The sequence below is a fragment of the Rhodococcus sp. IEGM 1408 genome (genome assembly GCF_033142235.1).
Lineage (GTDB): Bacteria > Actinomycetota > Actinomycetes > Mycobacteriales > Mycobacteriaceae > Dietzia.
The window spans coordinates 1-14,214 of sequence record NZ_JAWLRW010000004.1; the positions used below are offsets into that span (position 1 = coordinate 1).

Here is a 14,214-nt window from a genome sequence, read left to right on the forward strand (position 1 = left end):
CGGGATCGATCTTCTTCGGCATGCAGCCATCCTCCTCGACTCGAAAAGGATGCGGCGGGAAACCTGGGGCGGTTCAAGCTACTGGCGAGGGACTAATCCCTTGCACCAAGTGAGACACCACGAAGTCGCCTGACAAGTTCAACAAGGACCGGAGCGGCAAGTCCGGCTACCAGAGAAATTGCCGAATCAAGGGGTCCAAGTCAGGGATGCACTTCGTGAGTCATCTAGCGGACAGGTCCCCCAAAGTACGGATCTGATTGACCGCGTGGAGGTGGGCCGCGTTTTACGGCCCACCTCCACAGGGTCGGTGCCGTTACCACACGCCATCCAGTTGCAGCAAAAAATCGTTGCGACTTTATACCAATAACACCCGGGGCGTTTGGGCCAGTAATAGACTCCTACCTCTAGCCGCTAATTCCTGAATGGCGAGGACCCAGAGCAGATTGGGAGCCAGTGTGAGCCAGACAGTCACCATTATCGCCCGTGTTCACGAGACGTTCGAATCCGCCGGATCCGAGGCTCAGATTGGCGGACTGACCGAAGTCGATGTACTCCGACTCGGAAAGTCCAGAATGGACCAAGCCCGGAGGCTGATAAGCGCCACGGTCTCCGTCGAGGCAGCGATGCAAGCGGCGAGGCTTCTCGGTGAGTGCTACCGCATGACGAGCGCCCTGGGTATGGACGAACAAGTAAACGAGACTAAGAGTCTTCTCGCCCATGCTATAGGCAGGATGATTGCCCCTAACAGGGACGAATGCAGGCGGCATGCGAGTCGTCTGTTCGAAGAACTAGCCAAAGACGCGCGCAACCGGCGAGACCGAAAGACCGAAGCAATTGAGTACACCAACGCAGCGCTTTGCTTAATGGAGTTGCACAACTTCGACCAGGCGGAAATTGCAAAAGCGGACAAGCTTTGCCGCAAGACCATTTCTATGCGGGAAAAAAACTCCGTGGACTGGGCATACTCTCAGATGAACCTCGCACTTGCTCAGCGCATGGCGCTTCCACTAAAGCGTGAGCCGGATAGGCGAGCAAATTATGGGCATATCCTCAAGGGGCTTGACCGTGGTTTTGCAGTCTTCAGGAAGAACCCAGGTGAACCTGTCAACTTCAGGTCCGCCTATCACATCAACGTCATTGATACCCTTGAGTCCTGGCTAGATTACGAAGCCATTAACGCTATGCGTCGCATGGATGCGGAGGCTTTTGCTCGGCAATCGGGCCCGACGAACCCTAGCGGTCTAGAGGCGGGCGAGTACTGCAACGTTCTCCGAGTAAATCCACCACTTCTGGGCTTTGATCAGACGCCGAGTTGGGTTCCGACCGAAGTGGACGCACTTCGAGAGGGTGCGGCTGCGGTCGAAAGACTAGAGGATAGGCTGGCCCGTGCCGAGAAGTTCGTGGAAGCTAGCCCCCGATCTAACAGCAAACTCAAACTAAAGATCTTCGCTTTGAGGGGCAAGTTGTCCCTACTGCATGGCGACCCTTTGCCGCCATGGGATGCCCTAGATTCGCTATGGCACCGAGGCGATTACGAGCTGTATTTCATATACGCCGCTCGGTTTATCGGGGGAAATTCGGAGGCGAAGGCAGACGAGCAAGATAGATACCGCGAACTGCTGAAGCGAGTCTCTGAGTGCATCGTAACCTTCCGGAGTTCCTGGACTCCTGGGCAGCTTTCTGGGCTCCTCGAGCGGAACCCGATGACGTTCCGCCTGACAGCCTGTGAAATGGCCCACTTGGGCGAATGGGAAATCGCGTTTCATATCCTCGAGAACTCGCGCGGCTTGAATTCGTCCCGCTCGTGGTCCGAGGATCCCATGGCCCACAGCGGCCAAGTGGATGACGTTTCGTGGGTGCATGTGACACACAGTCCAACCGCGTCATATGTCGTTATTCGCAACGGAGATTCGTATGGCGGAATGGAGTTTAGGGATCTATCGGGGAAGACGATTTTGCCATACTTCCACAAGCTTGGAGGTATGGATCTGACGGATCCAGGGCGCGGAAAGCGTCCTCAGATCGTCCGACTAGTTGATGAAGTCGCGTCACTGTTTCGGCCGCTGGGGGATTTTATAAGCGAGCAGAGCAGGAGCAGAGTGGTTCTGATGCCTGGCGGCTTCTACCAGGCGTTCCCGATTTGGGCATGTGGGAAGCTGGGCGACGACCTTACCGAACAGCGCAAGCAGGTGACTTCTGCTCCATCCCGCACAATCGCGATGCGGAATTCTGAGGTGAATCGCGCCGGCAATCCTCGGAGGACAGTATTTGTCGCAAGTGCGAGCGACGTGCCGGGGCTAGATCCCCTGGCGTGGTCGAAGCACGAGGCGCAGCTTATACAGGACGCGCTCGGCTCGAAGCTCCACGTTGCGGGGGGCGACGCTACCCAGAGCGTCGTTTCGGACCACTTGCGAACGAGCGGAATATTCCATTTCACAGGCCACTCGTCTGCCGGAATGGACCCGAAAGACTCCGCACTTGTCACGTATAACGGTCCGGTTTCCGTGGCAAACATCCTTGACCTTAATTGTTCGTGCGGCTTGGCATTCTTTGGCTCCTGCGAGTCGGGCCTTGCGAAAAATTTCGTTCAACAAGACGAGATGCTGAGTATTCAGACTGCGACGTACTACGCCGGTGCCGAGACTGCAATAGGTACTACCTGGCCGGTATGGGACCCGCCCGCGTTCTACTTCGCGAGTCGCTTTTATGGCCATCTATCAACGGCCTCGGACCCCACTTCATCCGAAGTATTTATCGCGGCCTACGCCGCAGCCATGGGCGATACCAGGCGCGCGACCAACAGGGATCTGCGACAGTTAGGACATGAGTTCGGACTTGACCAAGTCCCTCCAGACAACTCGGTTCCGGCCTTCTCGTTTGTCGACTGGGCAGCTTTTGGCCTCGTGGGCGTCGATAGTTCGAGCTTCGGAACGGGTGCTCGATAGGCGGCGCCCGTCGCTTGCTGTCACCGCGTAGTTACCGGGCCTCGTGGGAATATCGCAAGCCGATGGATATGGCCCGCGTCATTGAAATGGTCGTACTGCGCTACGCCGACCGGACCCGTGAGGTCATCCACGCAATGAAGGCCCGCCGAACCTATCGCGACTTGATCGACTAGATGCTGGCGGTTTAGTAGTGCCCGGCTGCCACCAGGCCTGTGGCCAGAGATCCGGCCGCGGCGGGTCGGTGTCGTCGTCGTCATCATCGAACCCGAGCCCCGTCCCTACTCGCGGCTTCTCGCCCACGCCGGCTACCTGCCCTCCCCTTAGGCGCCCTGGCACCGGCTCACCCTGGCGGTGACGTACCCGGCCCCTAGAGTAAGCCCGACCCCGCCAAGACCATCCAGGAGAACGTTGTGGAATTTCCCGCCCTCGTCACCGCCCGCCACGGCGGAGACGACTGATGGCGGCCCGGTCCTCGCGCAAGGCCACTACCAAGCGCAGGACGACCTCTACGCGGGCGACGTCGGCGACAAAGACGACGTCTACCAAGAAGCGCCCCAGCGCGGCGCCGGCGGTCCCGTCGATCCCTCCCGGCCAGCAGGTGTGGCTGCTGGAGCTCCCGTGGGGTGGACTGGACGGCGGGCAACCGGCTGGGGTCACCTACTACAAGTCCCTCACCGCGCACGCCTACGTCGGCACGTCCCTGCCGAGCCCACTGCAGCCCTATGCCAGCAAGCCCTACTCCTATCTGCGGTGGCTCGAGGACGAGCTAAACGGCAGCACGGGCCCGGGCGCGACTGCCGCGCCTATGACGCTGCGCCCGGAGCAACGCGCGGACGTGGAGGCGATCGCCTCGGCCGCCCGGCGCGAGATCCGGCAGGTCCACCTGGCCAACGATGTGGGCACCGGCAAGACGCTGGTGGCGGTGGCTGCGGCAAAGTCCATCGCGGAGATGCGCGGGGCACGCACGATCCTGGTGACGGTTGACAGGCCGGCCCGGATCACCATCCCGTCGTGGCGTCGCACCATCGCCGGTCTGGGCGACGACGACCTGCGCTGGATCGTCATGTCCTCCGACAGCCTGGGCAAACTCATGGCGCGAAACGGGCGCCCGCGGCTGAAGGTCGACGTCGCGGTGATCGACGAGGCTCACCAATTCCGGTTCAACAGCAAGCGCACCAGCTACATGCGGCGACTGACCCGCATGGACGCGCCGCACGACAAGGCCCCGTTCGTGCTGACGATCACCGCCACCCCGGGCCATCACCCGGGCGAATGGGGCTACCTGTCGTCGCTGTATGCGCAGGTACACGGCGATCCACCTGCCCGGTGGGCGGATTTCGGGCGGGCCCTGGCCGAGAGGGGCGTGCCGCTGGAGACCTCCTACGGCAAGTGGACGTGGACCGCAGAGGCCAAGGAGTCGCTGCAGACGCAGCAGTCCGCCATCGGCGACGTGCGCGACATCCTGCTGCGGCACGATCCGCCGCTGATGCTCAACCGGTCGGCGCCGTGGGGACCGCCGCCCTTCGACGTGGACCTGGTGGAGCTGACCCCGGACCAATGGCGGGCCTACGAATTGCAGTGGGGCGACTTCCAGCGAGAGATGCAGCTGGCGAGGACGGGCAAGAACGTCGCCCGAGGCCTTGCCGCGCTGGTGAGGCTGCGCCAGAAGGCGTCGATGATCCGGGTCGAGCACACGGTGGCGGCGGCCAAGGCCGAACTCGAGCGGGGTTACCAGGTGCTGATCGCTACCGAGATGGTGTCCACGGCCGCGCACCCGGTGGCCGAGATGCTCGAGGCGGACGGGATCCCGGTGGCGCGGATCTACGGCTCGAATCCGCAGGCCGAGTCCGAGCGGATGCGGTTCCAGCGGGGCCAGGCGCCGGTGGTGGTCTTCAATACGCCCACCGCGATCAACCTGCAGGCGCGCGAGCAGTTCGCCGACGGCTCGTTTGCCACCGCCACCCCGCGGAGGGGCTTCTTCCACCAGGCTCGCTACTCGGGACTCCTGGCCGAACAGACGATGGGCCGCGCGCACCGGAACAACCAGGTCTGCTCCTGGTCGCTCCTGGCGGCGGCCGGCACGATCGAGGAGCAGGCCGGGACGGTGATGCTGTCCCGCCTGATCGCCTCCGCCACCAGCACCGATGCGGACGCATCGACCTTTGCCGAGGTGGCCCGGGTGTTCGGGATCGACTGGATCCCCGCGGTTCGACTGGCCGACGAACTCAGCTAGGACACCTCTCCACGATTCGGGGATGAACTGCATCGGCCCCGCTGCGTGGTCGCAGCGCCGTTGGCAGTTGCTCCACGTCGCTGATCGGCGCGGGTCGAGGCCGCGCCGGGAGCCTGGTCGGGCGGATGCCCGATTCCCCTTTAACTGACGGGCCCTGCTTCGGGTAACTGTTCTGACTTCGGCAAGGTGGCGGCGGTCCACTGACTACCGTCGAACCACCGGACGAGCGTGGGGTCGGCCTGATCCAAGTACCACCCGGCAGGCTGCTGGCCGGCCGTCTGCGACTGCGCGTGGCCGACCGGCCGGGCGGATTGTCCGCGGGTAAGCCGCCCCCATACGTTCTCTTCCGGATCCCGTCCACGGATGAAAAGCACGGCGGTGCCGAGGAGGCCCATGCCGATCAGCCCATTGACCCATGCCGGACCGGAGTTCCTGCTCCTCGCGAAGATGCACTCGAGTTCGTTCTCTGGAGCACTACTCGCTGTCCTGCTCTGATATCCCAAGATTTCCGCATGAAACGACGTATCCGCACTCTGCTTGGGAGCCGGTTGTGCGAGCGACCCGCAATAGAGGGTGTTCTCACTATCACTCTCGGCTTCAACTGACGAGAGCGCATAGAAGGCCGAGATCACAAGCAGCAACGCGCCGAGCAGGAGACCGATCAGATTCAGGGTCGAAGCCTTGTACAACGGGCCCTGGATGTGTCTCCCGGGCCGATTCCAATCTTCGCTCAGTAAGTCCACTACGAACAGCCTTTCTTCAGGCGGTGCAAAGAGATATATCGAGGTGCGTTCTTACCATTCCACCAAGTACGCGTGTGCTTCGCAGTGGGCCGCGCGTTTACGCGCATGTTACGCTGAATGAGATAGCGCACGTCTGGCGGGAGGGCGAGCGAGGCTAATGGGGACCGCTGACGAATGGATCACAGCAGCGGAGCTCATAACTAATTCACACGTTTATAGTGTTTTCGTTATCCTCCTGCGGCGCTTCCTTGAGTCGAAACAGGTTGTAGGCGCCGTATCCGAGTCCTGCGGACCCAGCTAGGATGGCTATCACGGATAGCGTCTCGGCAAACCCGAATTTGGTGGCTTCGATACACCGTTCTGTGTGATCGATTCGTGATTGGCCGAGGCTCCGGTTTAGTTCTTGCGCGTATGGGTTGCCAGTAACGTCGAAATCTACGAATTCCTCAATTCGAATGCGCTCGAACTCCTTCGGATTGAAAAAGGTCCCACATTCGAGCGTCGCATCATCGCTGTACTGCTCACGTGGTAAGTCTGCAGTTTTTGGCAGGAAGAGGCCCACCAATAGTCCGACGATCCCGACAAGTAGGACTACTGCGCTGATCATCATGATCATCGGAGTTCTTTTCATAAGGCATTGGCCCTCTCGCCAAAATTGGCAGTGGTGGTGGATTATTGAACGGTATGTCGTTCGCAGCGCGGATCCGTCTGGAGTCACACTGGAGGTCTGGCTCGTCGCCGGCAGGTGTGACGAAGCTGAGAGCCTCTCAGATGGTAGCAGCGCTAAGTGGGAAACTTTCACTATGATCCGCTGCCGGTTAACTGTCCGACGGGGTGTCGAGCTCTGGCGGCGCGAGATCGCGCAACCGGCGAACCGATGGAACTGACTCGGCTGGGATTGCGGCGGCGTTGTCGTCGTTGTAATTTGTCCTGTCTTGAGACTCTGGGGCCGGCTCAGCGGCTCGCTCGGTCCCACTGCCGCACTGCCTATCAAGCTCAACCTCGGCCTGGACCTGACCACGTTCTCCTGTGCGCCGCTGCGTTCTCGGCCATCCCAGGAACGGAAACCGAAGTCTCCGCGGACCCCCCAAGCGGCCAGTCGTCACACTCCCCCGAACCACGCCCGACTGAGCTCGGCGTACCGGCCGTCCGTCCGCAGCAGCTCGTCGTGCGTGCCGGATTCAACGATCCGGCCGCGGTCCATCACCAGGATCCGGTCGGCGGCCGCGGCCTGACTCAGCCGGTGGGCCACCACCAGACCGGCCCGGCCCTTGAGCACGGCAGCGGCCGCCGCGTCGAGCCGCCGGGCCCCGGCGGACCCGGCCTCGGCGGTGGCCTCGTCGAGGATCACCACGTCGGGGTCGGCCAGCTCCACGCGGGCCAGGGCGATCATCTGGCTCTGCATGGGGTCGAGTGGGTGCCCGCCCTCGCCGATCACGGTGTCGATGCCCTCGGGCAGGTCGTCGACCCAGTCCGCCCCCACCGTCCGCAAGGCCGCGCGCACCTCGTCCAGGCTGGCCTCGGGGCGGGGCGCCCGGACGTTCTCGGCCACGGTGGTGGCAAAGGAGTGGACCTCCTGGGAGACCATGGTGATGCTCTGCCGCAGGGCGAGCGGGTCGACGTCGGTCAGCGGCACGCCGCCCTTGCGGGCGCTCCCGCGGGTGGGGACCAGCGAGCCAGCGGCGACCAGCGCCAGGGTGCTCTTGCCGGCGCCGGTGGACCCGACCACGGCCACCACCTCGCCGGGGGCGAGGGTCAGGTCGACGTCGATCAAAGCGGGGGCGCCCTCGCCGTACGCGTGCGAGACGCCGACCAGCTCGAGGGGGCCGGGCTGCGGAGTCGCGGTGCGGTCGGGCACCGGCATGGTAATCACGCCGACCATCCGGACCAGGGAGGCGCCGGCGGACTGCACCTGGTCGACCATGCCCACTAAAGCGCCGATCGGGTTGAACAGTCGGTGGAACAGCAGCGCGGCGGTGGTCACGGCGCCGGCGGTGATCGTGCCCGCGTCGACGAGGAGGAACCCGACGACCAGCAGCAGCCCGAGGACCGTGACCTCGGCGCGGTTGTTCCGGCTGAAGGCGCGGGTGACGAAGTAGAAGACGTGGATCGACAGGTCCCGCGCCCGGGCGGAGGCGGCGGTGATCCGGTCCATCTCGGAGGCCTGGGCATCGTAGGCGTGCAGGGTCCGGGATCCGGTGATGCCGCCGAGGAGTCGGCTGGCGCGGGTGCCGAACGCGGCCCGCTCAGCGGCGTAGACGGGACCAGATCGGGGCAGGTACCAGCGCAGCGTGGTCCAGTACATCGGTAGAGCGACCAGGCCCACCAATCCCAGTCGCCAGTCGACCGTGGCCAGGCCGACCCCGGAGACGATCACCGTGAACAGCGACTGCACCACCAGCGGGACCACCGCGGTGGCGGCTTGGCTGATCTCGCGGGCGTCCTCGGCGACGCGGGAGACCAGGTCGCCGGTCTCGGTGGTCTCCATCTGCGCGGCGCCCAGCCGCAGGGAGCGGTCCAGCACCAGCTCGCGGAGACGCGCGACGGTCGGTTCGGTCAGCCGGGCGAGCCAGGCCGCGCCCGCCCAGGTGCAGCCGGCGCCCACGATCCCGGCCACCGCGATCGCCCCCGCGCCCACCCACACCGAGGTGTAGTCCTGGCTCCCGGGCAGGACGTCGACCAACCAGCCGATCACCCACGGCGCCACCAGTCCCGCGACCGAGGCGACGAAGCCGGTCAGGCAGACCAGGGCCAGGTAGCCGCGGCGCTCGCGGAGCAGCGGCATCAGCACGGCGAGGGACTCGCGGCCGGTGGCCATGGGAAGCGCGCCGGGGTTGTCCGGCGCCGCGGCCGCGGTCTCGGTCGTGGTGGTGTCGGCCATGTTCGTGTCGGTGCTGCTCATCGGTCGACCGCCGTCCGGTAGGTGGCTGACAACTCGCGCAGCTCGAGGTGGGAGCCGGATTGAATCTGGCCGCTCCGGGGCAGGTGGACCACGCGGTCGGCGGTCGCGAGGAACGGGGGCGAGGAGGTGACGATCAGCGTCGTCTGCCCCGGCCGGCTGGCGCGCAGCCGGCGCACGGCCTGGGCGATCTCCCACTCGGTGACGGCGTCCACGGAGCTGGTGGGCTCGTGGAGCACCAGCACGTCCGGGTCGGCGTGCAGGGCGCGGGCGAGCGCGATCCGCTGGCGCTGGCCGCCGGAGAGGTTGCGTCCCCCCTCCCGCACCACGTGGTCCAGCCCGTCGGGCAGGTGCTCGACGATCTCCGCGACGGCCGACGCCCGCAGGACCTCGTCGGAAATCAGGTCGTCGTCGTCGTGGCTCGCACCGTCGCCGTCGTAACGGGCGCCGTCGCTCCTACCGTCCCGATCGGCACCACTCTGATCGGCACCATCGTGGCGCATGGCGATGTTGGAGCGGATGGTGCCCACGAACAGGTCCACCCGGTGGGGGACGACGACGAGGTGGTCGGCGATGGCCGGGAGCAGGGTGCTCCGTTTGTGCCCACCGACCAGCACGGCGTCGGCTTCGTCGCTGTGGCCTGCCATCGCCAGGGTGAGCGCGTCGGCGGCGGCGGGCTGGTCGGCCACCAGCGCGACCACCTCCCCCGCCGACACCTCGAGGTCCAGTTCCCGGCCGTCGGGGAGTTGCAGCGCGCGAATCTGCAGGTGCGAGCCGGCGGGGACCTCGGTGCCGGAGTCGTCGACGGGCGCCGAGGCCTGCAGGTCCACCAGGCGCTGCGCGGCGCCGTGGGAGCGGGCAAAGATGCTGACCATCGCGGTGATGAGGCGCACGGGTTCCTCAAAGAAGACGGCCACGCCGACCACCGAGATCAGGGTGCCGATCTCCATCTCCCCGGCCAGGACCCGGTAGCCGGCGGCCAGCAGGACCAGCGCCAGCACCGCGGCCATGCCGAGCGACCCGATGCCCTGGACCCGCCCCGAGCGCTCGGCGGTGACGATGCCGGCGTCGGCGGCCAGGCGGGAGGCGTCGCGGTACTGCTCGGCGGCCCAGCGTTCCCCGCCGCCGGCCTTGAGCACGCGCAGGCCGGTCATGATGTCGGTCGCTCGGCTGCTGGCCATCCCGATGGCGGCCTGCTGGGCGGTGCTGTGCCGGGAGATGGCGCGGCTGGGCAGGGCAACCAGGACCAGGCTCAGCGGGACGCCGATCAGGACGATGAGCCCGACCAGCAGGTCGGTCCACAGCAGGTAGACCGAGATCCCGACGATGCCGATGAGCGCGGACCCGCCCAGGGCGACCTGCCGGAAGACCAGGGCCGCGACGTCGGCGTCCGCCGAGCAGACGGACAGCACGTCCCCCGAGCTCGCGGAGTCCATGGCGCGGCGCCGGGTGAGCGGGACCCGGGTGGCCTCGACCCGCAGGTCGTGCGCCTCCTCCTGCAGGGCCCGGTTGCTGAGTCGGGCGCCGAAGCGGTAGCCGAGGCTGAGCACGGTGAACAGCACGATCAGGCCGAGGACGGACCACAGCAGCGCCCACGCGTCGAGAGGGATGATCGCCACGTCGACGATCACGCCGATCGCGATGGGGACCAGCGCCTCGCAGAGCTGCCACAGCGTCATCAGCACCAGACCGGGGACCACCAGGCGGCGTCGTCGGCCGAGCGCCCGGAGCAGGAGCCCGTTGGCCGTGGCTGGGGCGTCCGCGGCGTGCCGGCGCGTCGGTGTTGGTGATGACAGCGTCGGTGCTGACATGTGGGTGGGGCTCCCGCCGTGAGTGTTGCCTGCCTGTGGGCCCCGCCGACTCTATGCCAGCAGCCGATTTGCCCATCGCGGTCACCTCGCGGCGGTGTTAGATTCAACCTGGTCTGCAGGCACCGTCGGGATGCCTCGAGCCGGGGGGCGAAGCGATGAGACCACTGCGCTACTCGATCAACGTGACCCTCGACGGGTGCGTCCACCACGAGGCCGGGGTCATGCCCGACGAGGAGTCGATGCGGTTCTGGACCGCGGAGATGGAGCGCGCCGACGCCCTGCTGTTCGGCCGGGTCACCTACGAACTCATGGAGTCGGCGTGGCGCCGGCCGGAGTCGGGCCGGTGGCCGGACTGGATGGAGCAGTGGGAGATCCCGTTCGCCGAGGCCATCGACCGGACGGACAAGCACGTCGTGTCGAGCACCCTGGACCGGGCCGACTGGAACGCCGAGTTGGTGCGCGGCGACCTGGAGCGGGCGGTCCGCGAGCTCAAGGAACAACCGGGCGAGGGGCTGTGGGTGGGCGGCGTGACGCTGCCTCTCGCGCTGGCGGACCTGGGGCTGATCGACGAGTACGAGTTCGTGGTGCAGCCCGTCCTCGCCGGACACGGGCCCACCCTCATGGCGGGCCTGCGCGAGCGCATCGGACTCGAGCTCGTGGACCGGCACGACTTCCGCTCCGGGTCCGTCGCCCTGCGCTACCGGCCGGCGTCTCGCGGCTAGGTGCGGCTAGGGCTAGGTACGGCTAGGGCTAGGTACGGCTAGGGCGCCGTCGTCCCCACCGAGTACGCCGCCGCCGCATCGCGCACGTCCATGACGTATTCCCGCGAGGCGTTGTAGGCCAACACCGCCCGCTGCCAGTTCTCTGCCTGCGACAGGTCTCCCCCGCTCGCGCACAGCAGCCGGGCGGAGGCCACGGCGGCGTCGTCGATCTGATTGGGATCAGCCCCGCCGTCGCCGTTGGCGTCGCGCCCGTACTTGCGCCACGACTCGGGGATGAACTGCATCGGCCCCACGGCCCGGTCGTGCTCGGTGTCGCCGTCCCACTGGCCGCCGTCGGTGTCGGGGAGGTCGGCGAAGCCCGGCGATCCGTCGAGCTTGATCCCGATGATCGGCGGCAGCGCGTAGCCGTCGTCGCTCAGCGAGGCACCCCGGTACCGACCGTGCCGCGTCTCCACGTGCCCGATCCCGGCCAGGGTCGTCCAGGCGAGGTTGCACTCGGGCTGGGTCTGCCGCATGGTCTCGGCGGCGTTGCCGTACGCCGCGAGCGCGGCCACGGGGATGTTCATCTGCTCGTTGATGCCCGACGCCCACGGCCGCAGCTGGTCGGAGGTCCGTCCGGGGGCGACGATGTCAACGGCCGGGACCGGCGCTCCGGCAGCGGGCGGGATGCCGGGCGGGATCGGGGTCGGTGCCTCGCGGGTGGGGCCGTACGAGCAGGCGGAGGCGACCACGGCCGCGGCGAGGGACAGCACGACGGCGGTGCCGCGGCGAGGGTGAATGGTCATCGAGTGCCATATTGCCCGAACCGTGGCGATCGGCGCCTCGGGGGTTGCCCTGAACTCGGCCGCGCTGGCTCACCCGGGCGGGCTCAACCGCGGCGGGCTCAACCGCGGTGGGCTCAACCGCGGCGGGCATACCCCCCGGCCAGCGCGCTGAACTCGTTCAATATGGCCTCGCGGCTGATCCGCGGTTGGTCGAGCACCCAGCGCACGGCCACGTTCTCCACGGCCATGACGATCACCCACGCCCGCGCGGCGGGGTCCGCGGCGGTGACCCCCGCGGCGGAGAGGTAGACGGCCAGGAGTTCGCGCACCCGCAACTCCAGCGCGCGCTGCGCAGCCCGGTGACGCACGGCGGGCAGCTCCTCCCAGACGATCCGCAGCAGTCCGGCGTCCGCTTCCAACGCGGTCAACAGCGCGTCGGCAATCGCCCGGACCGTCCCCGGGTCCTGCACGTCGACCGGGCCGGCGCCGGCGAGCGAGGCCGCCACCCGGTCGGAGATCTCCGCCGACCAGCGGTCCATGACCACCGTGACCAGCGCTGATTTGTCCGGGAAGTACTGGTACAGCGAGCCCGGGCTGACGCCCGCCTCGTCGGCCACGCGGTTGGTGGTGAACGCCTCGTAACCGTCGCGCACGAGCACGATGCGAGCGGCCTCCACGATCCGCTCGACCATCGCCCGGGATCGCGCCTGCTGGGGAACCTTTCTCATGAACGCGAATTGTATGCGAGTAAATACTCGCGTCATAGTTACCCCCATGACCACGGCCCCTGTGAACCCAGCGCCTGAGCGTGACGCCATCACCACCCCGTATCCCACCCGATACCGCGAGGCCGAGGACCGCTCCCGTCGCATCGGCCGCGCCCTCAAGCACATCGCCCGCGTGGACCAGGTGGACGAGGAACTCATGGACCGCCTCGGCCGCGCCTACTTCGAGCGCGACGAGCCCGGCGCCGAGCTGGCCCGGGCCATGCGGTTGCGCTCCGGCGAACCCGGGGCCGTGAGCCGCCGCCAGCTCGACGAGGCCCTCACCAGCGGGTCGGCGGGTCTGCCCGACGACGCCCCGCAGGTGCTGCGCGACTACCTCGCCCGGCTCGAGGACACCCCGGACTGGGTGGACTGGGACCAGATCGCCCGCGGCCAGAAGGTGTACCTGCGCCTGGGCCAGAACGCAGCGGACATCCTGCTGCAGCTCTCGCTGATCGGCGGCTACCGCTTCGGCGGCCCCACCGACCTGCTGGTGTCCACCGGCGGACTGACCGGCGACACCACCCTGCGGCGGCTGGCCGAGACCAGCCACTGGACCATGTCGCTCTCGATCCCCGACGGGCTCCGGCCGGGCGGCGAGTCGTGGCGGCTCACCGCGCACGTGCGGGCCATGCACGCCGTGGTGAACAACGCCATGGAGCCGCGCTGGGACACCGAGCGCTGGGGGCTGCCGATCAACCAGAGCGACCTGGCCGCCACCCTCGGGCTCTTCGACGCCGTGGTGCTCCTGGGCGTGCGCACCCTCGGGGTGCCGGTGAGCAAGCAGGACTCGGCCGACGTCATGCACGTGTGGCGCTACGTGGGATGGCTGCTGGGGGTCGACGACGACTTCCTGGTCGAGCGCGAACGTGACCGGCATCGGATCAATTATCACGTGCTCCTGGCCCAGGCCGGCCTCAGCGAGGCGGGCCCGCAACTGACCCAGGCGCTGGTCGAGGCGCAGCGCCAGCGCATCCGTGGCGGCCTGTTCCCCGGGGTGCGCGCGCGGGTGGGCCACGAGCGGCTGCTGAGCATGCTCACCGTGCTCCTGGGCCGCGAATCCATGCGCGAGTTCGGCCTGCCCGTCCGGCCGCCGTGGGCGCACGCCTACCTGGTGGCCCTCAACGGGCTGCGTTACCGGACCCCGTGGGGCCGGGCCCGGCTCGAGTCGTGGGGAGAGAAGGTCCGCGCGCGCGAGCGCAAGGAGACCTTCGGCGACGCCGAGCCCGACATCGGCCGACCCGCCGCCGCGTGAGGCGCCGCCACCTCACATCGCCGCATTAGGTGTTTTCGGCTAATTTGTCGCTATTAGGCATTTTCACCTCATGTCGGC

General features: G+C 66.9%; 10 protein-coding genes. 4 read left to right on the forward strand and 6 right to left on the reverse strand.

What is annotated here, in order from left to right; all coding sequences use genetic code 11:
* Nucleotides 1-455: 455 nt before the first annotated feature.
* Both R4P08_RS07330 and R4P08_RS07335 read left to right on the forward strand, forming a co-directional pair.
* Nucleotides 456-2,945, forward strand: coding sequence for a CHAT domain-containing protein (locus R4P08_RS07330; RefSeq protein ID WP_317813139.1), 2,490 nt, complete (start codon nt 456-458; stop codon nt 2,943-2,945).
* A gap of 457 nt (nt 2,946-3,402) precedes the next feature.
* A complete protein-coding gene (locus R4P08_RS07335; RefSeq protein WP_317813140.1) occupies nt 3,403-5,178 on the forward strand; it encodes a DEAD/DEAH box helicase family protein in 1,776 nt (591 codons plus the stop codon).
* A 140-nt stretch (nt 5,179-5,318) separates the two neighbouring features.
* Here the strand turns inward: R4P08_RS07335 and R4P08_RS07340 are convergent, their stop codons facing one another.
* The 4 genes from R4P08_RS07340 to R4P08_RS07355 all read right to left on the reverse strand — a co-directional run bounded on the left by R4P08_RS07340 (nt 5,319) and on the right by R4P08_RS07355 (nt 10,631).
* Entirely contained in the window at nt 5,319-5,867 is a 549-nt protein-coding gene (locus tag R4P08_RS07340) for a DUF2510 domain-containing protein (protein ID WP_317813141.1), read from the reverse strand.
* Nucleotides 5,868-6,126: 259 nt separating this feature from the next.
* On the reverse strand, nt 6,127-6,537 hold the full coding sequence (locus tag R4P08_RS07345; RefSeq protein ID WP_317813142.1) for a hypothetical protein: 411 nt from the start codon (nt 6,535-6,537) through the stop codon (nt 6,127-6,129).
* A 486-nt stretch (nt 6,538-7,023) separates the two neighbouring features.
* Entirely contained in the window at nt 7,024-8,739 is a 1,716-nt protein-coding gene (locus tag R4P08_RS07350; RefSeq protein WP_411741184.1) for an ABC transporter ATP-binding protein, read from the reverse strand.
* Between the two features lie 80 nt (nt 8,740-8,819).
* Nucleotides 8,820-10,631, reverse strand: a complete 1,812-nt coding sequence (locus R4P08_RS07355; RefSeq protein ID WP_317813144.1) for an ABC transporter ATP-binding protein — start codon at nt 10,629-10,631, stop codon at nt 8,820-8,822.
* Nucleotides 10,632-10,786: 155 nt separating this feature from the next.
* Between R4P08_RS07355 and R4P08_RS07360 the strand changes: the two genes are divergently transcribed.
* A complete protein-coding gene (locus R4P08_RS07360; protein WP_317813145.1) occupies nt 10,787-11,353 on the forward strand; it encodes a dihydrofolate reductase family protein in 567 nt (188 codons plus the stop codon).
* 38 nt (nt 11,354-11,391) lie between these two features.
* On the opposite strand, the gene R4P08_RS07365 is transcribed toward R4P08_RS07360, so the two are convergent.
* Together R4P08_RS07365 and R4P08_RS07370 are read right to left on the reverse strand one after the other, a co-directional pair.
* Entirely contained in the window at nt 11,392-12,138 is a 747-nt protein-coding gene (locus tag R4P08_RS07365) for a lytic transglycosylase domain-containing protein (protein WP_317813146.1), read from the reverse strand.
* Between the two features lie 113 nt (nt 12,139-12,251).
* A complete protein-coding gene (locus tag R4P08_RS07370) occupies nt 12,252-12,845 on the reverse strand; it encodes a TetR/AcrR family transcriptional regulator (RefSeq protein ID WP_317813147.1) in 594 nt (197 codons plus the stop codon).
* Nucleotides 12,846-12,891: 46 nt separating this feature from the next.
* On the opposite strand from R4P08_RS07370, the gene R4P08_RS07375 reads away from it, so the two are divergent.
* On the forward strand, nt 12,892-14,136 hold the full coding sequence (locus R4P08_RS07375; RefSeq protein ID WP_317813148.1) for an oxygenase MpaB family protein: 1,245 nt from the start codon (nt 12,892-12,894) through the stop codon (nt 14,134-14,136).
* The last annotated feature ends 78 nt before the right edge of the window (nt 14,137-14,214 follow it).

Bases quoted from the DNA above. Each gene is read 5' to 3' on its own strand.
- R4P08_RS07345 (WP_317813142.1), bottom strand. From the start codon at position 6,537: ATGATCATGATGATCAGCGCAGTAGTCCTACTTGTCGGGATCGTCGGA.
- R4P08_RS07360 (WP_317813145.1), top strand. From the start codon at position 10,787: ATGAGACCACTGCGCTACTCGATCAACGTGACCCTCGACGGGTGCGTC.
- R4P08_RS07350 (WP_411741184.1), bottom strand. From the start codon at position 8,739: ATGGCCACCGGCCGCGAGTCCCTCGCCGTGCTGATGCCGCTGCTCCGC.
- R4P08_RS07365 (WP_317813146.1), bottom strand. From the start codon at position 12,138: ATGACCATTCACCCTCGCCGCGGCACCGCCGTCGTGCTGTCCCTCGCC.
- R4P08_RS07335 (WP_317813140.1), top strand. From the start codon at position 3,403: ATGGCGGCCCGGTCCTCGCGCAAGGCCACTACCAAGCGCAGGACGACC.
- R4P08_RS07375 (WP_317813148.1), top strand. From the start codon at position 12,892: ATGACCACGGCCCCTGTGAACCCAGCGCCTGAGCGTGACGCCATCACC.
- R4P08_RS07355 (WP_317813144.1), bottom strand. From the start codon at position 10,631: ATGTCAGCACCGACGCTGTCATCACCAACACCGACGCGCCGGCACGCC.
- R4P08_RS07370 (WP_317813147.1), bottom strand. From the start codon at position 12,845: ATGAGAAAGGTTCCCCAGCAGGCGCGATCCCGGGCGATGGTCGAGCGG.